Below are 23329 nucleotides of genomic sequence, written 5' to 3' on the forward strand. Positions count from 1 at the left end.
CTCTACAACTCCATATATATTACGTTTGCTTATTTAAAGATGTAGCTGTTTACAATGTTTTCTAAATATTCTTGTTTGCCTGATTGTTTAACAGGTTGAATATTGTTGTCGGTTGCATATTTAGCGACATCTTCAAGTGACATTGCGCCAGTCAAGATCTTCTTACCTAGGTCTTCATTCCAACCCGCGTAACGCTGTGCAATGTTTTGAGACAATTGGTCGTTTTCAATCATCGTAGCAGCACGCTCTAGTGATAGCGCCATAGTGTCCATACCACCAATGTGACCGTAGAATAGGTCTTCACCATCAATAGAAGGACGACGTACGCGTGAGTCGAAGTTAAAGCCACCAGTGGTAAAACCACCGGCTTTTAGGATTTCATACATAACGAGGGTATTTTCTTCAACGCTATTCGGGAATTGGTCTGTATCCCAACCTAATTGTGGGTCACCACGGTTTGCGTCGATGGAACCAAGTAAACCTAAGGAAGCGGCGGTTGCAACTTCATGTTGGAAGCTATGGCCCGCAAGGGTTGCGTGGTTTGCTTCAATGTTTACTTTAATTTCGTTTTCAAGGCCGAAGTCTTTTAAGAAACCATAGACTGTCGCTGTGTCGTAGTCATACTGGTGCTTAGTTGGCTCTTGTGGCTTAGGCTCAATTAAAATGGTGCCTTTAAAGCCAATCTTGTGTTTGTGCTCAACCACCATTTGCATCAAGCGACCTAGTTGATCACGCTCTTGACGAAGATCAGTATTGAGTAGCGTTTCGTAACCTTCACGACCACCCCACAGTACGTAGTTTTCACCACCCAAGCGTTTCGTTGCGCCCATCGCATTAAATACTTGAGTCGCCGCATAAGCGAAAACTTTAGGATCAGGGTTAGTGCCTGCACCTGCAATATAACGAGGGTTTGAGAAGGCATTAGCCGTACCCCAAAGTAGTTTAAGGCCCGTTTCAGATTGTTTTTGCTCTAGAACATCCACCATTTCTGCAAAGTTGTTCACATATTCTTTTAGAGAGTTGCCTTCTGGCGCAACGTCAACGTCGTGGAAACAGTAATAAGGCACGTTTAACTTGCTGAAGAATTCAAAAGCAGCGTCAGCTTTCATTTTTGCCATTTCCATTGCATCACCAGCTTGGTGCCAAGGGCGGTCAAAGGCTGGATTACCGAAAATATCGTGACCTTGCCAGCAGAAGTTATGCCAGTAACAAGCAGCAAATCGTAAATGCTCTTTCATCGATTTGCCTAAAATCATTTTGTCTGCGTCGTAATGACGGAAAGCGAGAGGATTAGTGGTTTCACTACCTTCAAACTTAACTGGCGCTACATTTTTAAAATATTCAGTCATGATTTTCATTCCATGTTTGTGTTGGTGTGAATTAATCATTGCTGCATATCGATATTTGCTCAATTATGAAATTTAATAATCAAATTCACCTATTTGTTTATTGTGCTTTATATCTCAATGTTGGACTTATATTGCTATGTTTCATAATTTCTCCAATGTATATCGTTGAAATTACGCCACCTAGCAAGCGAGGTAGTCTGGTTTCTTGCAATCAGTTTGCGATTATTTTCGGTATGCTAATTGTTTATTTTGGCAATTATGGCATTGCTTTATTGGGTAATGATGATTGGTTATATACCGTCGGTTGGCGCTATATGTTTGCCTGCTGTGTCATTCTTACTACAATCAAGGTTAACGATGGGCTGAATAGTTAGGGCTAAGCTTATCCTTGTGCTTAGCCCTATGTTTTAGTGAGTTAAAGTTTTTGCGAATTAAAATCATTGTTGATTAAAATAAGCCTTTGAGTTGAGAATAAAGTTGCTGGAATTGCTCACGCTTGGCTTGGTAGGTTTGGTACTTCTTAGAATCAGAATGGTGGGTTTCCACTAATGCAGGAACAGGGCAAATAGCGTCAATATCAGCATTTGGTGTGACAGCAAGCTGGGCTAAACGAGCAGCACCAAGAGCTGGGCCAACATCACCACCTTCTCTGAACACTAGTGTCATACCCGTAATATCTGAAAGCATTTGGCGCCAGTAAGCACTGCGAGCACCACCACCAATTAGGCATACTTCCTCTGGTACGAACTCCGTTACGTGCAGCGCATCAAAGCCATCGGCAAACGCAAAGCCTACGCCCTCTAAAACGGCCAAGCCTAGATCGGCACTGGTTGTTTCGTGAGTCATACCAAAGAATACGCCTTTGGCATTCGGGTTGTTATGCGGGGTACGTTCACCGGACAAGTAAGGTAAAAAGATCACCTCGGAGTCTGGGTTAGGGTGTTGCTCAATATTTTTTAGTAGAGTCGGAACATCGGTGGTATTGGTCAGTTTAGCGACCCAATCAAGGCAAGAGGCGGCGCTGAGAATGACCGACATAGTATGCCAAGTATTCGGAAGGGCATGACAAAAACTATGAAGTGCAGATTCTGGATTGGAGATAAAGCCATCACTTGCGGCAAAGTATACGCCTGAAGTACCTAAAGAAAGCATGGCTTGGCCGGGCTTAGTAATACCGACACCCACCGCTCCAGCGGCGTTATCACCGGCACCTGCGACAATCGGTACCGCTGGCATGCCCCACTGGCTAGCAAGTTCAGCGTACAGCTTTCCAGTGATCTCATTACCTTCATATAAATCTGGCATATGCTGACGATCTAAGCCTGTTGCTGCCAGGATGCTGTCATCCCAATCGCGCTTTTCAACATCAAGCCACATGGTTCCTGCCGAATCAGACATATCAGAAGCAAATTGGCCGCATAGTTTGTAGCGAAGATAGTCTTTTGGTAGCAGCACTTTATCAATACGAGCAAAGTTCTCTGGCTCATGCTCCTGTACCCATTTTATTTTAGGGGCAGTAAAGCCGGGCATCATGATATTACCCGTGATCTGACGGCTATTCGGCACAATCTCTTCGAGTATTTTACATTGTTTTTCACAACGGCCATCATTCCATAAAATAGCCGGACGGATGATGTCACCATTACGATCTAACAAAGTTGCCCCATGCATTTGGCCAGATAAGCCTATTGCTTTAACGCCAGATAAGTCTTGCTGTTGGCTCATTTTATCTAGGGCAGTTTGAGTCGCTAGCCACCAGTGTTCAGGGTTTTGCTCCGACCAAAGTGGCTGTGGGCGAGAAATGGTTAGTGACTCTTGCTGAGTGTTGAGAATATGCCCTTCAACGTTAAGTAAGATAACTTTAACGCCAGATGTTCCTAAATCGATACCGATAAACATAATTTTACCTTCTGATTAACATGTTATTTTAATCATTAACGGTTATCTAAATTTGTACAATTATGTTTTTTGGTTCTTTCTTTTATAGATTTCACGAACGTAAGCTAAATCACAGAACCTGCCCTTTAAGTATTTATAATTCAGTGCACTGATCAATTAAGAAAGAGCCTTATGGATAAGAAATATCGAATTGCACTTTTGTTTAATGCTAACAAGGTGTACGACAGGCAGGTTATTGAAGGCATTGGTGAATATATTCAAGCAAGCCAATGTGATTGGGATATTTTTCTTGAGGAAGATTTCACCACCAATATGAATAATTTTCACAATTGGCAGGGTGATGGAGTTATTGCAGATTTTGATAATTTAGAGGTTATTTCTCAATTATCGAACACTAATATTCCGGTTGTGGGGGTCGGGGGATCCTATCAATCGGATGAAGATTATCCTGCTGTGCCTTATGTGGCCACCGATAATCATGCGATCGTTGATATGGCGTTCCAGCATTTAAAAAGCAAAGGAATTGAAAGTTTTGCTTTCTATGGTTTACCAAATACTTCTCCTCATGGATGGGCGCATGAGCGGCGTAAAGCGTTTAACAAAATCGTTGCCAATGAAGGTTATCCATCGTCCATCTACTTAGGCAATGAAACGTTACCGCAGACCTGGCAATACGATATGAACCGTTTGTCTGACTGGCTACAAATGCTGCCTGCTGGTACCGGAATTATTGCGGTAACCGATGCCAGAGCCAGACATTTATTACAAGCTTGTGATCATTTAAATATCATGGTGCCGGACCGTATTTCTGTGATTGGTATCGATAATGAAGAGTTGGCGCGCTATTTAACCCGCGTATCGTTAAGTTCGGTCGGGCAAGGCTGTAAATCCATGGGACACAAAGCGGCAAGAATGCTGCATAGATTATTAGAAAAGCAAGAGACAGAAAGTAGTGACTCATCGAAAAGCCATGTGATTAAGCATGCGCGGGTGCTTGTGCCGCCAACTAAGGTTTACCAAAGGCAAAGTACCGACTACCAGGCTTTGAAAGATCCTTTTGTCATTCAAGCTATGCACTTTATTCGCCAGCATGCTTGCAAAGGGATTAAGGTTGAACAAGTGCTAGATCATGTTGGAATATCTCGTTCTAATATGGAAACTCGTTTTAAAGACGAACGAGGTCATTCACTGCACCAGGAGATTCACAATTCTAAGCTAGATCGAGCAGGGAGCCTGCTTCAGTCAACAGAACTACCAATTGCTGAAATTGCAGAGTTATGCGGTTACCCCTCATTGCAATATATGTACTCTGTGTTTAAGAAAACCTTTGAGAAGACGCCAAAAGAGTACCGTATGGAGCACATTCAGCATGTTGTTGAGTAGTCGCTTATTTTGAATAATATCTATTTCTTGTAAGAATTTTCACATTCCCTTCACGCTTGTTGATGCAAGATAGTGTCATTGAAAGAGCGAAAGCACTTAAACCAGTTGTAGTAAGGGTATTGAATGAAAAAATTATTATTAGTGTGTGCATTGAGTTTTGCCGCCACACCAGTGCTGGCGGACAATCATCTTGTGACGGCGGATGGAACACCTGTGGCCCAGCAAAGCAAAGGTGGCTTTCAAGGCCCAACCCAATCAAAACGTATTATTCGTGATGTCATTAGCTCTCTTAATGCCAGCGATGATACTAAAGTGGAGCTAACTGGTAACTTAACCATGTCTTTAGGCGATGAAGATTATATGTTCCAAGATGCTACTGGTGAAATTTCAGTTGAGATAGATGATGACCTTTGGTTTGGCCGCACTGTGACACCAGATAACACCATCATCCTTCGCGGTGAAGTGGAAAAAGATTGGAATAATACGTCGATTGATGCTGATTCATTAGAAGTGGTTCAATAAACGTTTCAAACACTAGGCTGTTTTTGCGCCAGTGATTCGTTTTAATACTTCATCTTTCGGGCCATCGGCGACAAGGTGGCCTCTATCAAGCACGATCAATCGATCAACCAAATCAAGCATCTCAGCTTTGTGTGTAATCAAGATTAATGTCTCTGAGGGTGAAAGTTTTTTGATTTGTTGCTTAATCAAGCTTTCAGAGCGGTTATCCATTTGGCTGGTGGGTTCATCCATTAGTAATACTGGCGGCTGAGTTAACCACGCCCTAGCAATCGTAATCGCTTGTTTTTGTCCGCCAGACAGCGCTGCGCCACCTTCTCCTACCTGCTTATCTAACCCAGATTCATCATGCTGAGTAAAGTCAGTGACTCCGGCACGTTCTGCTGCCGTTAACACTTGCTCATCGGTAATGTGGCTGCGGCCTAGGGTAATATTTTCACGAATAGAACCGAAGAACAGAGCGCAGTCTTGTGGCACACAGCCAATATTGGTTCGGACATCCGTGTAGTGCAATTGGTTGATATCTAAGTTATCCAGCTTTACCGAGCCTTCGGTTGCTTTATACAGCCCCATAATCAAGCGTTGAATGCTGGATTTGCCAGAGCCAATTCGGCCAATAATCGCGACTTTCTCACCCGGTTCAATGGTGAAATTAATATCTTTTAGCGCGTAGGTTTTGCTGTTTGGGTAGTGAAAACTGACGTTATCAAATTGTACTTTGCCTTGCAGTTGTGGACGATGGATATAGCGCTTGCCTTGTTCTTGCTCCATTGGCATATCCATCACTTGCTCGATAATCGTCATTGCTGATTTTGCTTGGTTATAACGAGTCGATAACATGGAAAGTTGTACTAGCGGGCCAACCGCTCGGCCACTTAACATGGTTGCGGCGATTAAGCCCCCCATGGTGAGTTGACCATCGGCAATTAAATAAACCCCCGCAATAATCATCGAAACAGACACAAATTGCTGCAAAAAACCTGCGGTGCTTTGAACTGAATCAGTAATGCGGCGTGTCTTGATACCCCAGTTAGACATGTGGGCGACAGATTCTTCCCAGCGGTATTGAAATTGGCTTTGTGCGTTGAACGTTTTAAGTGTTTCTAATTTGTGGAGGCTTTCAATTAAATTAGCGTGCTTTTGCGAAGACAATTTGGAGCCTTCTTCAATGGAACGTCTCAGTGGCGCTTGGATTAAGAAACTGTATATCGCCAAAATGATGACCGCCACTAAAGGAACTAAGGCAAGTGGCCCCGCAATTAGGTAAATCACGAATAAAAACAGTAGGGCAAACGGCAGATCGATGAGCGCGCCGACGGTTGCAGAGGTTAAAAACTCACGAATCGATTCAAACTCTTGCAAGTGACGGGCAAATGCACCGACTGATGCAGGTTTCGCTTCCATGCGCACACCGACTACGCGATTGAACAGTTTTGATGAGATCAGTAGATCAGACTTTTTACCCGCAATATCAATGAAATAAGAACGAACTAGCTTTAAAGCGAGATCAAATATAAAGATCAGAAAGACACCGCTGGATAATACCCATAAGGACTCAAAAGCAAGATTCGGCACTATTTTGTCATACACCAAACGAGTAAACAGTGGGGTGGCGATAGCAAAAATATTGATCAAAATGGAGGCAAGTAATACATCACGATAGATATTTTTAGATTCCCACAATGTGCTCCAAAACCAATGGCCTTCACGGGTTTTAAGTACTTCGGGAGAACGTTCATCATAACGAAAGCGCTTTTTGACCAGAAAAAGTTGCCCAGTGTACTGCTGCTGTAATTCTTCAAGGCTGATGGAATGAGCAATGCCTTCTGATTGAGGAAGCACAATTTCGGCTTCGTTGGTTTCGCGATCCATGCTCAGAATGACACAATTGCTGCCATCTTTTAGTAGTGCAATGACAGGTAGCAGCATTGGAGAAATGTCTAATAGAGGAAGCTGCGAAGCTTTAGCGACTAAACCTGCTTTTTCAGCGGCACGGATAAACAGCGATGGAGTCAACTTGCCATCGGTTAACGGCAGATCGCTGACAATAGAAGGCGCTGAATGAGGTTGCCCATAGTAGTGGCTGATGTAAATCAATGATGATAATAGAGGATCTTTCATGATTATTCTCTCAGTGCCGTTTGTTGTGCTTTGAGGAGCGGTTTTAATAAGTAATCTAAAATAGTGCGTTTTCCGGTAATGATATCGGTTGAAGCCGTCATGCCGGGAATAATCGGTAAATCTTCACCATTGGCATCTTTAAGCTGGCTTTGTTCGGTTCGGATCCTGACTTGGTAAAAACTATTGCCTTCTTCATCTTGTATGGTGTCTGCACTGATCGTTTCTAATGTGCCAGTCAGTCCACCATAGCTGGTAAAGTCATAAGCGGTAAATTTAACAATCGCTTTAAGGCCGGGATATAAAAAACCGATATCTTGCGGCGCGATTTTGGTTTCAATTAATAAGGTATCTTCTGTTGGGACAATTTCAATCAGATCCATCCCCGGCTGAATGACACCACCAACGGTATTGATATGAATTTTCTGAATGGTGCCTTTCACTGGTGAAGTGACAATCGTGCGGCTCACTTTATCTTCTAAGCCGATTTGTGATTCCGCCATACTCGATAGCTTATTGCTAACGTCGCTAAGCTCTTGCTGGTTTTTCGCCACAAAGTCTGAGGCGATATTGGTGTATTTGTAGGTAATCTCTTGAATTCCTGATTCGATAACCGGTAATTTCATGCGTGCCGAGGTGAGCTCTCTTCGGCTGTCATTCATCGAGCGTTGTAGTTGCAAAATTTCAATTTCTGGCACAACCCCTTCATCGGCTAACGGCTTTGTCATTCCGTATTCACGCTGAATAATTTGATAGTTGCTAGCAAGAATACTGATACGAGTTCTGGTTTCATTTCGTTCCTGCTGCTTTTGCTTGATTTGCTGGCCTGTCACATTGAGTTGGTTTTGTAAGTTGGCCATCACATCGCGATATTCATTTTGTTGTTGAGCAATTAAATTTGGATGCTTTTCTGAAAACTCTTTATCGAAAGTGAGAGGACCGATTTGCAGTTGTACTTTTTCCTGCCAACTGGCTGCGTCATTACTGATGATGATGCTTTTGATAATTTGACGTAGGCGGATGCTATCGGCTTTTAAGCTCGCCAGATCTTGGCTTTTTTCACGGTAGTTTGATTGGAAAAGTGTATCGTCGATAAGTAGCAGCTTTTGACCTTTTTCTACCGATTGCCCCTCTTTAACCAGCATTTCTTTGACGATGCCACCTTCTAAGTTTTGTACCACTTGCATTTGTGAAGAAGAAATGACTTTTCCTGAACCGGTCGTGACTTTATCTATTTTGGCAATTGATACCCAGACGATTGCGAGGATAAAGAAAGTTGCAATGATCCACAGAATGATACGAGCACTTTTTGGCGTATTGAGTAGCAATGCGGTGGATTTATCATCGACAAAGTCCATATGCTCTTTTGATACTGATGTCGATTTTTGTTTCATAGAAAGTCCATTTTTCTTGTCTAGAAAGTAAGGGGCAATACTAACCTTATTCTTGATATTCTCTATGTTGATTTCTTGTAAGAAAGCTGGTTCTTTAGATTTTACTTACAATAAATGTCACTGAACCTGCCTTGTTTTCCTATACTGTCTGAATAAAAGAATAGGAAAAATGTGAGGTTGTGAGTTGTGTTGTACTTTTATGTATATATTATGTTTCATTGGTGTGCAGGTAAAGTCATTTCATATAAGTTTATCAATTACTTGTAATTATTATCTATTGATTGCGGGTAATTTATTTTTATGGTGAATGGGTTGGTTTTTTGATGGCTTAATATGTAAATGCAGTGTACATATATCGATTAAGGATAGCGTATTTATTATTCGATATATCAATATGATGTCTCAAAGTTTTGTAATGTCTTCGTTAGTTAATCTGAAAATGGGAACGGTAGTATGGATATGATGAGCTCAAATAAAGCAAAAATTGAGGTAGTCAGTGGGGAAGTCTTTGTCGGAAACCACGCTAAACCATTAAATCAGATAAATAGCGAATATCACCTCTCTAATTCTGATGTTATTTGGGCGAATCCAAATGCGAGATATATCGTGAATACGGATTCGGGCTCTCAAGTGGTTGAAGTTGGTTGTGTTTCTTGCGTGATCACCAATGATGAAGGGGGGATGACGATTGCTCAGATAAGCTCCGCTCAAGGGGTCAATATTGATGACTTAAAAAATTCTCAATTAACTCCTGAAGACATTGCAATTATTCGTGCACATATGCCACCTCCACAAACTGAAGACGTTATTAATGACTCAGAAGACGATGAAGAACCGGAAGATGAAAATACTGAGCCTGAAAATGACGCTCAAGATCAGGCTTCATCTCTCGTTCAAACTGCCTCTGATGGTTTTGTTGAAGTCGATTATGACGGTGATGCGGTATTAACTAAAGCGGGTTACGATACGGTTGGCTTCCTTGATGAGGAATTGTCACAAGATGATGCCGATGATGGTATCCCTATCGTGAAAGCGCCCGGCGGCATCAATGCTTCGATTTCTTTAACCGAGGCGGATTTACAACCTTTAGGGTACAGCAGTAATCTTGGTTATCCTGTTATTACACAGCAATCGATTTTAGTCGAATCACGTACTCTCGCGCTGCAGCCGGATACGTTTACTTTTCAACCTCAATCCCTAGCGACCTTATTACAAGAATTAAACGCTGAACTTACTTCTGGTGGCCAACCACTTACTTTTGTGTTTGATGAAGAGACCAATTCGATTATTGGTCAATTAGATGGTGAGACCTATCTTACGATTCAATTAACAGCATCGTCACCGGGTGGGCGTGATGTTCAAATTGATATTGAAGTCAATTTAGCCAAGCCTTTAGATCATCTGCCAAGTGCTAACTCAACGGGTTTGGTGACTAATGTGGATGATCAAATTTCGATTAACTTAGAAATCCAAGGTCAAGATATTGGTGGTAATGAACTGAATTCGCCAATTTTAGTCGATGTCAATATTAATGATGGGGTTGATATAAAGTTCGCTACAGATCCTGGCATATTTATCGATGAAGACAGCGACTTAGGTATAACTAAAAATGGGCAAGTACCTTTAGATGTCGGCTCTGATGAAATTCACTCAATTAAAATTAATGCTAATCAGCCATTGTTAGATGGTGCGACTAGCCAAAGTTTCCCTACAACTTATGAGGTCGATGGCCAAACGCTAACGGTTTATAACGTGTTAGGCCAAGTGGTGTTTACTTTAGAAGTCAACAATGATGGTACGTATAGCGCCACACTAGTTAGACCCTTTGATCAAGGGTCAACGAATCAATCAGCCGTTGGTATTGCGATTACGGCGATGGACAGTGATGGAGATACCGCACCAGGAACGGTAATTATCACTGTTGATGATGGTGATGTACCTACTGGTGGTGAAACTGGCGTGGTGTCGATTATTGAAGCTGATACCCAACCAAATGAGTATCCGGTGGTCGGCAGAACCACGATTGGTGTTGCTCCTGGTACTGATCGATTGATTGCTGAGTCCGTCCAGTTTGATTCTACGCAAGTTAATACGTTAATTAATGAATTGAATGCTGAGTTGACAACAGCAAATGGTGAACCGATCACTTTTGGATTTAAAAGTGGTGATGACACGGTCATTGAAGGAAGAGACGCAGCAGGTAATTTAGTGCTGTCCATTGATATCAACGGTACTGTTTTATTTGAAGGTACTCTAGTAGTGGTGACGGTAACTCAATATCAGCCACTCGATCACCTTGAAACTGGTAATAGTTCAGGTTTAGTGTGGATGGATGGCGATCAGATAAAAATTAATACTGCGATTCAAATAGAAGAATCAGATGGCACTTTATTGGGCTCAGCCGTTAATGTTGAAGTGACTATTTCGGATGGCGATGCTCCGCAATTAAGTGTTGGTGATTTAGCTGAATTTACTGAAACCTCAGCGGGTGGGTATGCCGAAGGAACGGTCACTTTAGATGCGGGTTCTGATGCCATTGACCGATTTGAATTTAACGCTGATCAGCCTACGTTAGAAGGTTTGATGACCAACGGCGTCGCAACTGAATATCTTGTGACTGGTAATGAAATCATTGTTTACACTCCAGGTAATCAAGCCAATCCTATCCTAACCATCACCATTCAAAATGATGGCAGTTTTGAAGTGACGCAAACCGCGGCATTAGAGCAAGCGAATAATCCAGACGACACCATTCATCTGCAATTAGATGTGACTGCGTTCGATAAAGATGGTGACCAAAGTAATTTAGGCCAAGCCAATATTGATATTATTGATGGAGCTAACCCTGTCTTTGCTCAAGATGCCGGGACTGAGTTGCAAGAAAATACCGATACCCAGACTGGTGAGGTTCCGCTTACCGTTGGTTCCGATAATATTGAAACATTAGTGTTCTTACCTGCTGATCAACAAGCAAGCTTTGACGGTATTACCAGTAATGGTTTAGACACAACGGTTACAGTGAATGGTAATACTTTAACGCTCACCGACAGTGGAGGTAATCAAGTTCTCTCGATTGTGATTGAGCTTGATGGCCAATATACCGTGACTTTATCTGGCCCGCTTGATCAAGTCACCTCAGACGGCACCGATAACTCTGCTTCCATTACGATTGATGCATTGGTTCGCGCTACCGATTTTGATAATGATACTGCGGATGGTACTGCGGTTATCACTATCCTAGATGGTGATGATGCTATTGGAGGCGGAACGGCTTCTCTAACTTTCTTAGAACCAGATTTAGATCCTGCTGGTACTAATTCAGGAGCGACGAGTTTTGATGTGGCCGCGGGGGATGACCGCTTAGATCCAAGTTCTGTAGCATTTGACCCTCAAGATTCGTCTTATCTAGCAGAATTAATCGCTGATTTAAATGAAGTGATCACCTCTAATAATGGCGTAGATGATATTGTTTTTGCAGTGAATGCTGAGACAGGCGCGATTGAAGGGACATTAAATGGTGACGTGGTTGTTACTCTCTCTTTGTCTGCGGTCAATAGTGGGGCTGATGGTAATGATGCGACCGTGACATTGACATGGGAACAAACGATTCCGTTAGATCATCTTGCCGCAACAAGCTCTAACGGCTACGTAACCGTCACAGCTGACGATATTGTTATTAAAGCACCCGTGCAACTTCAAGATACCGATGGTGACTATTTAACCAGCCCGGTAGAAGTCACGGTTACCGTTGAAGATAATGTTGCGCCTGTAATCACTGTTGGTGATGCCGCTGAATATACCGAAACTGCATCTGGTGGGGGTACAACGGGTAATATTGCGATTGATTTAGGCTCAGATTATATCGACCGATTTGACTTTGTCGCGGGAACTGATGCTGGCACACTTGAAACGTTAACATCGAATGATCAGGCGACGGATTATGTGATTGATGGTAATCAGATCATTGTTTATCTCGCGAGTGGTACTGCAGAAAGTGATCCGATTTTAACCATTACTGTTAATCCTAATGGTAGTTATGAGATTGTTCAAACCGCGCCATTAGAGCAAGATAATGCTGAAAGTGATCAAATTAATCTCAATTTAGAATTAAATGCTATTGATAAAGATGGGGACCCGAGTAACTCCGGTACATTAGTAGTTAACATTCTCGATGGTGTTGATCCTACCGGCGTTGATACCACAGTTACGATTGATGAAGCTGATCTTTCTCCGAATGGTTACCCAGTCAGTTCTCCAGCAACCAGTTTCACACTAAATCAAGCGACCGATAAATTAGTTGCTTCAACATTGTCGATTGATTCGAGTGCTTTGGGCTATGTTTTTGGGTCACTTGAAGGACCATTAAAAAATGAACTTACCGGATTAACATCTGGTGGCACTGCGCTTGATATTACGATAGAGGTAGACTCAGCTACGGGTGTTATAACAATTACTGGTAAGTTAACCGGTACTGAAACAGAAGCGCTCTCAATTACTCTTACCCCAACCGAAGATGGTGAAGGTAATGTCGATGTCTCCATTTCTGCGATTCAAAGCCTCCCTCTTGATCATATTGCTAGTACTGGAACTTACGTCAATGTGAATGGTGAGTCACTAACCATTGATATTCCAGTACAAATTCTCGATGCGGATGGAGATGACTTAACCGCACCTGCTAATGTTACTGTCACCATTAATGATGGTGATATACCTGTTATCAGTGCGGGGGATTTAGCGGTAATTAATGAAACTGCAACGGGTGGTACCGCTTCTGGTAATGTAACACTAGACGTTGGCTCGGATGCAATCGACCGTTTTGAATGGAATGCCACACAAGAAACGTTAGAAGGCATTACCAGTAATGGCCAAGCAACTTACGCTGAAGTCGCTGGCAATGTTATCTATTTATACATTGAAGGGACGACAACTAACCCTGTACTTACCATCACCATGGATAATGATGGTTCGTTTGATGTAGTGCAGACAGCACCTCTAGAGCAAGCCAATGATCCTGACGATACCATTCACCTAGCTTTAGATGTGATTGCGATTGATAAAGATGGCGACCTAAGTGAATCGGCCCAAGCGTTAATTGACATCATTGATGGACAAGATCCAACAGGCACCGGTACGACAGTTGATATTACTGAAGGAGATTTGTCACCTATCGCGGGTTATCCAGCGGAAGGTTCAGATACTTTCACGCTCAACCAAGTAACCGATAAATTAATTGCATCGACTTTTGTGATTGAAGAAACGGTACTTGATACGCTGCAAATAGAACTTGAAGCATTAACCGCTAATGGTAGTGAGCTAACAATCACGATTTCAAAAGATGACACTACTGGTGAAATTACCATTAGTGCCACTTCGGTTGATACGACCGAGGAAGTATTGTCGATTGTTTTGACGCCAACAGAAAATGCTAACGGGAATGTTGATGTTGATATTTCAGTTACTCAAAATCATCCATTGGATCACGTCGATACCTCTGGCGATTATGTCAGTATTGTTGATGATGTTTTAAACATTACCATTCCCGTGCAAATTGAAGATGCGGATGGTGATGTCTTAGTAGATGAAAATGGTGACCCTGAGCCTGTTGATGTCGTGGTGACGATTAATGACGGTCAAGATCCGGTATTTAATATTACATCTCAAGCAACAGAACTCACGGAAGGTGAAGCTGGAAGTACGGGCGTTATTTCTGAAAGTTTAGATCTTGATACAAACAGTGACCAAATTGATGCCATCACATTTAATCTTACCGACGCTCAAGCACAGGCCTTGTTTGATATTACCTCTAACGGTAAAGGTACTCGAGTTGATCAATCCGTAGATGGAAGGATTTTAGTCTTTGTGCCTGCTGAGTTTGGCGGAGAAGATGTGCCAGTCTTAGAAATTATTTTTGATAATAACGCCAAAGATGGCAGTTATACCATTCAGCAATTCGAGCCTATCGATCAACCAGAAGATACCAATTCTTCCATTTTTGAACTGGATGTTATTGCCACCGATATGGATGGTGATACCACTGGGTCTCAGATTACACTTACCATTAATGATGGTGGCAATCCTAATGCCTCTGATGTGACGGGTGATGGAAGTATTACCGTTAGTGAAGGTGATTTGAACGATAACGGTCAAAGCCTGATATACCCGGGTAATCCAAAAGGGATGGGAACCTTCACCATTGCAGCAAGTAATGATGATCTCGATCCAACATCACTCACCATTGATGATTATGCCTCTTTTAAATCAAGCATAGATGGTTTGAATCTAACTTCAGATGGTCGTGTCGTGAGGGTTGATGATACCTTAGTTGTGAGTGATGAAGGGGTCATTACCGTTACCGGAACTACAGAAGATGGTGATGTGATCTTTATTTTGACCTTCACTCCAACACTAAATGCCGATGGTAGTGTGACGGTTGTGATGTCGCTAGATCAAAAGCAACCACTCGATCATCTTGATGCAGATTCAATCATCTTTGAAGTGCCAATTCAAATCACTGATACCGATGGTGATAAGTTAGTTGGTAGTGATGGTTCAACCGAGACGCCAATTGATATTAGTGTTTCATTTACCGATGGTGAAGCTCCAATATTAACCGATACCAGCATAGATATTACCGAAGCGGATGTCGGTATAGCTGATCCTCAAATTTATACTGGCCAAGTTCCGACCGACATTGGTAGTGATACTATCGCGTCAATGCAGTTTGTTTCAGATGGACAAAAAGGGTCTGCTACAGGTTTACTTTCTAACGATCAATCCGTTCTGGTCGATAATACGGAATCTGGTGTTGTTCGTTATTATTATCTTGGTGGTGAGTCAGGCACTGACGAAATCGAAGTGCTAGTGATCACCTTAGTTGAAGTTGATGGTGTGTATGATGGTTCATATCAAGTCGAACAATATGAACCGTTAGAGCAAAGCAATGACGATAATGATATTACCAGCATCACGCTGGATGTATTTGCTACCGATAATGATGGTGACTCAAGTAACAATGCCACAATTACGATTAATGTTGCTGACGGTACCGATCCTCAATTTGTAGAAGACACATCAGATATCGTCTTGATTGAGTCATCAGATAGTGCTGTGACCAACTCAAAAGGCCAAGTGAATGTTACTGCTGGATCTGATGATGTGGAAACTATTCGATTTGCAGACGACCTGTTGGATGGTAACGGTAATCTAAGTGATTTAACTTTAACTTCAAATGGTGGCGCTACTTACTGGGTGATAGACGGAAGTACAGCAATATTATATGCAGAAGATTCTGAATCTGAAGATGATACAGTGCTTATTGAAGTCATTATTGATGATACGGGAGCATACAGCGTTACCGTTTCCGGCCCAATTGACCAATCGGATAGCGAATTAACTCAAATTGAATTGGGCTTAATCGCCACTGATACCGATGGTGATACTGCGGATGGTTCGCTGGTGTTCTCCGTTGAAGATGGCGCTAATGCGCAAGGTGGTCAAACCGGGGCAATTGCGATTACAGAAGGTGATTTATCACCAATGGATCCTAGTGTGCCAAACACTGATGGGTATCCTGTAAGCGGAGAAGTTACTGGAATTAATGTCCCTGCTGGTGTTGAGAAGCTAGATCCTGCCACTGTCCAGATAAAACCTTCAGATCTTGACCAACTTATTACCGAGTTACAGGCGGATTTAACCTCTGGTGGTCAGCCCATCGTCTTCACCTTTGACCCAAATACCGCCACATTGGTTGGGAAGGTGAACGGGGTTGATGCCCTCACGATTGAATTGAGTGCAGAGGATGATGGAAATAATGGCGTTAAGATTAGTGTCACAATGACTCAACACTTACCACTTGATCACAACCAAGACTCATCTGTTGAAAATGCATCTGGTTGGGTAACCGTCAATGACACCGAAATTCATATTAACTTACCAGTACAAGTGCAAGATACCGATGGTGATTATCTTGATAATGCCGTCAATGTCGATTTGAGTATTACCGATGGTATTGACGCGTCATTTACTACCGATTCAGGTGTGTCTGTTGATGAATCAGCCATTGATGCTGGTGGGGAAAATCATCAAGGCTCTAATCCAGATAGTGATTCAGAAACAGCATCAGGACAGATTGATATCGCACTCGGTAGTGATGAAATTGCTAGTTTTGGTATCGACCCAAGTTTATTTAATGAATTGAACCCAGGCTTAACCTCATTAGGTCAAGACGTTACCTTAAGAGAAAACTCCGACGGCACATTTAGCGGTGTCGCAGGTGAAAATGATAGAGAAGTCTTTATTGTGACTTTCTCCGCCGATGGTAAATATACCTTTACTATTACTGGTGCGCTCGATCATGAGACGCCTGATGAATCAGACCCTACCGTTGGAACACAGTTAGATATTCAGTTACCTATCTATGCTGTCGATAAAGATGGCGATAGAGTACCAAATACAACTGACGTTAATGATTACAATGCATCCAATACTATTACCGTTACGGTAAACGATGATGTGCCAAGTGTTGCGGGCAATACCTTTGATGTAAATGAAGGTGAAACGATCATTGGCTCATTACTTCCAGCAAGTGAAGGGGCTGATGATATTGCTACAATCAACCTTTTCTTTGCTGATGAGCCTAATGGTGCAATCGAACCACATCCATCACCTTTCACATCAGTTCCTGTGTATAGCGGTGATCAGTTATTAGGCCAAATGAGCGTTGATAGCGAAGGCGTGGTCACTTTTGTGAGTAACCCAGATCTCGCCGATATTCAAGAATCGATTACGCTTGATATGGATATCACGATCACCGATAAAGATGGCGACCAAGATTCAGGAAGGATAACTCTAGATATCCATGATAAAGACCCTATTTTTGTCTTTCCTGAGTTGTCTCATGGTCAAGAAGAAGATGGTCAAGGACTGGTTGATGGCTTGGATGCTTTTGATAATACCGATGGAACAAACTATTTAGAAAACGGTATCCCAGTCTCTATGGCGATTGATGTTGGGGATGTCGATCGTGGCGAGTCGGTAACTTCTATTACAATTACAATACCTGCCGAGCCTCATGGGCAATTTTATTATAATGGTGGTGTACTCTCGCCTAACGCTGGTGTAGTGACAATTCCAACTGAGGCTATTAGTGACCCCGATGGCGATGGTTTAGTGACTATTTCAGGCATCACATTTGTACCGGATGAAGATTATTCTAGTGATGGCATTTCATTTACGGTTGATGCTCAAGTATCAACCACAGATACCTCCGATCTCCAGTCTGTCACCGGAGAATTAGAAATTAGTGTTGATGGTATTGCAGATATCCCTGTCTGGAATGAAGCCACAGTCACTGAATATATTGGAACGGAAGATAATGCGATTGCTATTGATGGTTTATTGGCCGATTTAAACGATGAGGATGGATCTGAAGATTTGTTCTACATTGTCAGCATACAGCCTGATGAGAATGGCAATATCAATGGTAGCTTATCCGGAACCGGATTAGAGGATCTTGGAAATGGGCAATATCGAATTTCAAAAGATGATATTGCTAGCTTGAAAGTGACACCAAATAAAGACTTTAGTGGTGATATCAAATTACAAGCTATTGCGCAAAGTGAAGAAAAAGGAACCGCTGTTGTAGGTAAAGAAACCGCGAACTCTGACCCAATCGATATCGTAGTGCGCGTTCAGCCAGACGCAGATGAAGACTTAACACTTAAAGTCTCTCGAATTGAATCAGATGAAGATGTGGCGATTAACTTAGCTAGTCATATTACTCTAAACCATCCTTCTGATGCTGCCGATGGCTCTGAAACATTATACGTACGTTTTAGTAATCTTCCTACCAGCTCTCAACTACTACTTAATGGTGAACCAGTTTCATTGGAAGCTGATGGTAGTTACGAAATTCCATATAGTGATTTAGCTCAATTAGAGTTCTTGCCTGCACCTGAAAGTAGTGGTGACTTCACACTCACCGTTGAAGGTATTGTAAAAGATAACACTACTTTTGAGGGCCCCACCACTGCAACTGATAATGATGAATATATAACGGTTAGCAAAGAGATTAAAATTTCAGTTAAAGGTGTGGCGGACGAGCCTATTATTACGATTGATTATGATAGTGGTTGGACGCCAATCAATCCAAACCCTGATGACCAAACCAGTGATGGGGTTGAAATCACCATTCCAGAAGATGGAGTAGCAACCTTTGACTTTGATATCACCTCAGGTGAAAACGATGCTTTAGATGGCGATGATTCAGAAACGTTATCAGTCGTGCTTTCGGGTATTCCTGAAGGTTTGATCATTAAAAGTAATGGTGAAGCTTTGGAGCTTACTTATGTAGGACAGGATGAAAATGGTCAACCTATTTACCAGGTCGAACTTGATAGCATTAATAATATTCAAGTTGAGCCGCCATTAAACAGTACCGAAGATATTACGTTAAAGGCAACGGTTGTAGTAACTGAATCTGATGGTGACAGTGCCACATTTGAAAAAGATATTATCATTCACGTCGCCCCGGTTATTGATTTAGGCGATACCTACACTTCGACTTCAAACGGTGTGGAAGATGACTTAGTTACTTTGAATTGGAAACCTACTTTTTCGGATCCCCAAGAATATGTAACGTCCTTCACACTTATTTTACCCGATGACGCAGATACTGATGCTGATGGCTACTCGATTTATATCGTTGAAGCAGGTGGTGCTCAAACTCAATTATTCTTTGATTCGGAAGGTTCACTGAATTTAGATGCTTATTTGGAGCAACTAGATAATGGTGCTGAATTAAAAATATCCATGCCACCCAATTCAGATAAAGACTTTGAGTTGGCCACTAATATTACTGTTCAGCAAGATGATGCTGATGCGACCGATCCTGAAGCTCCAGCCATTAAAGAAAATATTGAAGGCACTTTAGTCGTTAATGTTGATGCAAAAGTTGAATCTCCTGGCGATCCATACACATCAGAAACCGGAGCTGGAAAAATTGTTATCAGTTCTGGGCTTGACGACGATGGTGATGAGATTATCGATGACCTTGGCACCGTGTCTTGTGATGCCAATGGTGTGGTTGATTTAAGTTCAGGTGGTGTGGGTACTATCATGTTTGCGGAAAATGATTTATCCAGTAATGAAGTCATTACCGAGTTAGTTATTGATTTTTCGGGGATCAGTTTACCCGAAGGTCAAGGGTTTGTCGTGACAGGTGCCGTAAACAATGGGGATGGGAGTTGGACGGTTAAAGACGGAAACCTTAGCAATATTCAAATTCAGGCTCCTGCGGGGTTTACCGATATTGTAGACATTAAGGTTGTCGCCAAAGTGGTTGATCAAGGGGATAACAGTGAAGGTGATGTTAGCCAAGAGGTTTCGATTACTGGTGAAATCTCGTTAGATTTTTCAAACAATACTAATGATTTATTAGATCTAGCCGCTGAAATTATAGTGGAAGATACGGTAGTAATCGGTACTGAAGATCAAGGTATTAACTTAGGTTCTCAGATTGTGATTAATAATGCGGTTTCAGTATCAACCGATGATCAAAATGGCGACGAAGAAAGTGAAATTCCGAATGATGTCATGACAGTGGTTATTGACTCTGCGGATTTACCTGAAGGTGCAACCATTACTGGGGCAGAATATGACTTTGAAACGGGCCAATATGTCTACGAAGCAACATTGAATGCTGATGGAACGGTTAATCTAAGTGGGCTTGGCTTAACTCCACCAGCTGATTATTCGGGTGACTTCCAGTTTGATATTAAATACGTTAGCACCGATACCGAAAGTGGTGATGTTAAACAAGCTACTCAAACTGTTACCGTAAACGTTTCACCTGTTGCAGATGCTGGGCCTAATGTAAACCTTGAAATTGAGAGTCAAGGTTTAGACAGTAATAAACAACCTATAACTGAATCAAATGAAGCTGAGGTTCCTTATGAAGGTATTGCTTATGAAGATGCTACCATCATATTAGATTTCTCAAATATTACTTTTGGTGATTCCTATAATATGGAAGAAGGTGGAACTGAAGGTGGTATTGAAGCCGTTGAATCACTCACTATTCAGGTTGATCCATCGATGGGTTTTTTCCTCGATGGTGAAGATAATTTGGTCAGTGAATTGACGTTAGGGCCAGATGATTTATCGGATGTTAAATTTATTCCAAATGAAGATTTTAGTGGTCAGGTTGATTTCACGGTCAGTGGTGTCATTACTGATACTGCGATTTTTGATTTAGATGGAAACAGAACGGAAACCGATTCTAGAGAGGTTCCTGAAACTACGGTTAGTATTGATGTTATTGCAGTTAATGATGACGTATTAGTGGAGTCCACGACTGGTGGCAATATTCAAGGTTATGAGGATACCCCGGGAGGTGTTTCTCTTGCGGCAGGTACGGTGACCTTACAAGACATTGATGGTTCAGAAAGCATTGTTTCAATTATTTTAACCGGTATCCCTGAAGGGTTTGTGGTTAATGGTGCGGCCAATAATGGTGATGGTACATGGACAATTACCAACGCGACGGGCTTACAAGAATATAGTTTTTCTGGATTATCACTCGTATCACCTAAAAATTTCAGCGGTACTATTGAGGTTGGTGTAGTGGTTTATACCAAAGAAGACTCTCTTGATGATGTTGCTGCTATTAATAAGAGTATTACGGTTGAGATATTACCTGTCGCTGATGAAATTGATACCGGTGTAGTGACTGCCGCTTCAGGCTCTGAAAATGGTGATATCCTTCTCGAATTAGATATATCTACGGTGGATAATAAAAGTACTAATACATCTACGTTAGATAGTATCGTAGAAAACGATCCAGAAAATATCCAAATCACCATTAGTAATGCACCCATTGATATGGGGGCAAGTTTTAGCTTCTCTGATGGCGTAACGGGCACTATTACGGATAATGGGGATGGGACTTGGACGATTCTTAGTGATTCAGGGACTTTAGATAGTCTTATTTTTAATCCTGGTGATGCTAACAATAACAACTGGGATGGCTCTCTCGAACTGGATATTCGCGCGGTCGATAATGGTGTCGTAGCTGAAGATCCATTAAGTGAACAAGCAACTATTACTGTTGATGTTACGCCAGTTAATGATACGCCTGAAAATACCGTACCGACAGAAGTAATAGATGCGGTTGAAGGTGTCTCGACGACGATTAATGGCCTTGCTATTTCCGATGTGGATGCACCAGAAGGTGGTCAGCTTACGGTAACCTTGGAGACAGGTAACGGTTCATTATCGGTTCCTGATGAGTACTCTGGCAGTGTGACTATTGAAGGTGATGATTCTGGGCAGTTAATTTTAACGGGTGAATTAGACGCAATTAATGACTTATTAAGTGGTGGTATTGAATATGTACCTGAAACCGATGGTGATACAACAATCACCATGACCACTAGCGATAATGGTAATACCGGCACTGGTGGAGAATTAACCGATAGCGATGATATTAGCGTATCAGTGGCTCCTGCCGCGGCCATGATGGCAAGTTTTGCTAGTTCACGAATGATGATGCCAAATGTGTCCTCAACCGCTGCTCAATTAGCTTTGATTCCACTACTAGGTTTGTTAAGTGAACATGTTCAAGCCTTTGAAGCGGAATTCATAAAAATTGATAACCTAGACTCAGGTAAAGTCGTTGATGCATCAGGCCAAACACTTGGTAGCCAGCAAGATGATGGCTCTTGGGTTATAGCTTCGCAAGACTTAAGTAATGCTTATCTATCGGACTTATACGAAGGGCAACATAACTTAACCGTAGAAGCGGTTTCTCAAAACTCTGAAAATGATGAGTTCATTTCAGAGTCTCAGTCAGTAGCTGTGAATGTCACCATTGAGCCAGACGGGCAAGATGTACTGCAAGCTAACAATGCTGCGGAACACTCGGTGGTGGTCGGTGATGATAGTGATGAAACGCTTATCGGTACCGAAGGTCATGACACATTAATTGGCGGCTTAGGTAACGACATTCTAATTGGTGCGGGTGGTTCCGATATTCTTATCGGTGGCGCGGGTAACGATGAGTTATGGGGTGGTGAGCGTAATGGTACCGGTGATGGCGCGGCAGATACTTTTGTGTGGCGAGAGCAAGATATTGGCACTCAAGCTTCACCGGCGATTGATGTCATCAAAGATTTTGAATTGAGCCTTGATAAGATTGATATTCGCGATTTGTTCTCTGATAGAGATACTTCAAAAGCTCAAATGGAGGAGATACTTTCTCACATTACCGCATCCGAAGATGATGGCAAAATCAACTTAACCGTCAATACCGACCAAGGTGGTGAGCAAGTGATAGTGCTAGATAATATCAGCACACACAGTCTGGGACTTGATAGTGGTGCGAGCTCAAGTGACATAGTGTCAAGTTTGTATGCTCAACATAATGCCTTTATGAGTGAACATAATAGTTAATAGTTAATAGTTGAGAGAATGATCGATACCCCATTGAAGTTGCCTTCTTTGGGGTATTTTTTTATCTGTAATGAACCATAGCAGTGCACTGCAAAAATTATTTCAGCGAGTGATAATAAGTTCTTCATTAAAAACAAGCTGTTAAATGTTAGATGTGAATTGGCATGACTTTCGCATTATTTATAGCAATGAGTATGTACAGTTAATATTCAGAAAACC

8 protein-coding genes are annotated in these 23329 nt (G+C 42.1%); 4 read left to right on the forward strand and 4 right to left on the reverse strand.

Features of this window, described 5'->3' with window-relative positions; all coding sequences use genetic code 11:
- Nucleotides 1-29 precede the first annotated feature (29 nt).
- Nucleotides 30-1349, reverse strand: a complete 1320-nt coding sequence (gene xylA, locus K358_RS0104180) for a xylose isomerase (RefSeq protein ID WP_038149668.1) — start codon at nucleotides 1347-1349, stop codon at nucleotides 30-32.
- 65 nt (nucleotides 1350-1414) lie between these two features.
- Between xylA and K358_RS0104185 the strand changes: the two genes are divergently transcribed.
- Nucleotides 1415-1723, forward strand: a complete 309-nt coding sequence (locus tag K358_RS0104185; RefSeq protein ID WP_083962742.1) for an MFS transporter — start codon at nucleotides 1415-1417, stop codon at nucleotides 1721-1723.
- Nucleotides 1724-1796: 73 nt separating this feature from the next.
- On the opposite strand, the gene xylB is transcribed toward K358_RS0104185, so the two are convergent.
- Nucleotides 1797-3248 carry a xylulokinase gene (gene xylB / locus K358_RS0104190; RefSeq protein ID WP_027695640.1) on the reverse strand — a complete coding sequence of 484 codons (1452 nt, stop codon included), beginning with the start codon at nucleotides 3246-3248 and terminating at the stop codon, nucleotides 1797-1799.
- Nucleotides 3249-3419: 171 nt separating this feature from the next.
- On the opposite strand from xylB, the gene K358_RS0104195 reads away from it, so the two are divergent.
- Nucleotides 3420-4631: a XylR family transcriptional regulator gene (locus K358_RS0104195; RefSeq protein WP_027695641.1), complete on the forward strand. Its 1212-nt coding sequence runs from the start codon at nucleotides 3420-3422 to the stop codon at nucleotides 4629-4631.
- Between the two features lie 123 nt (nucleotides 4632-4754).
- Entirely contained in the window at nucleotides 4755-5153 is a 399-nt protein-coding gene (locus K358_RS0104200; RefSeq protein ID WP_027695642.1) for a YgiW/YdeI family stress tolerance OB fold protein, read from the forward strand.
- Nucleotides 5154-5165: 12 nt separating this feature from the next.
- On the opposite strand, the gene K358_RS0104205 is transcribed toward K358_RS0104200, so the two are convergent.
- The gene (locus K358_RS0104205; RefSeq protein ID WP_027695643.1) at nucleotides 5166-7271 is read right to left on the reverse strand and encodes a type I secretion system permease/ATPase; all 2106 of its coding nucleotides are present in this window, start codon (nucleotides 7269-7271) and stop codon (nucleotides 5166-5168) included.
- A 2-nt stretch (nucleotides 7272-7273) separates the two neighbouring features.
- Entirely contained in the window at nucleotides 7274-8662 is a 1389-nt protein-coding gene (locus tag K358_RS0104210) for an HlyD family type I secretion periplasmic adaptor subunit (protein WP_027695644.1), read from the reverse strand.
- Nucleotides 8663-9115: 453 nt separating this feature from the next.
- On the opposite strand from K358_RS0104210, the gene K358_RS0104215 reads away from it, so the two are divergent.
- Nucleotides 9116-23110 (forward strand): T1SS-143 repeat domain-containing protein, encoded by a 13995-nt coding sequence (locus K358_RS0104215; protein WP_027695645.1) that lies wholly within the window; start codon nucleotides 9116-9118, stop codon nucleotides 23108-23110.
- Nucleotides 23111-23329 lie beyond the last annotated feature (219 nt).

It is taken from the genome of Vibrio litoralis DSM 17657 (assembly GCF_000426765.1).
Lineage (GTDB): Bacteria > Pseudomonadota > Gammaproteobacteria > Enterobacterales > Vibrionaceae > Vibrio > Vibrio litoralis.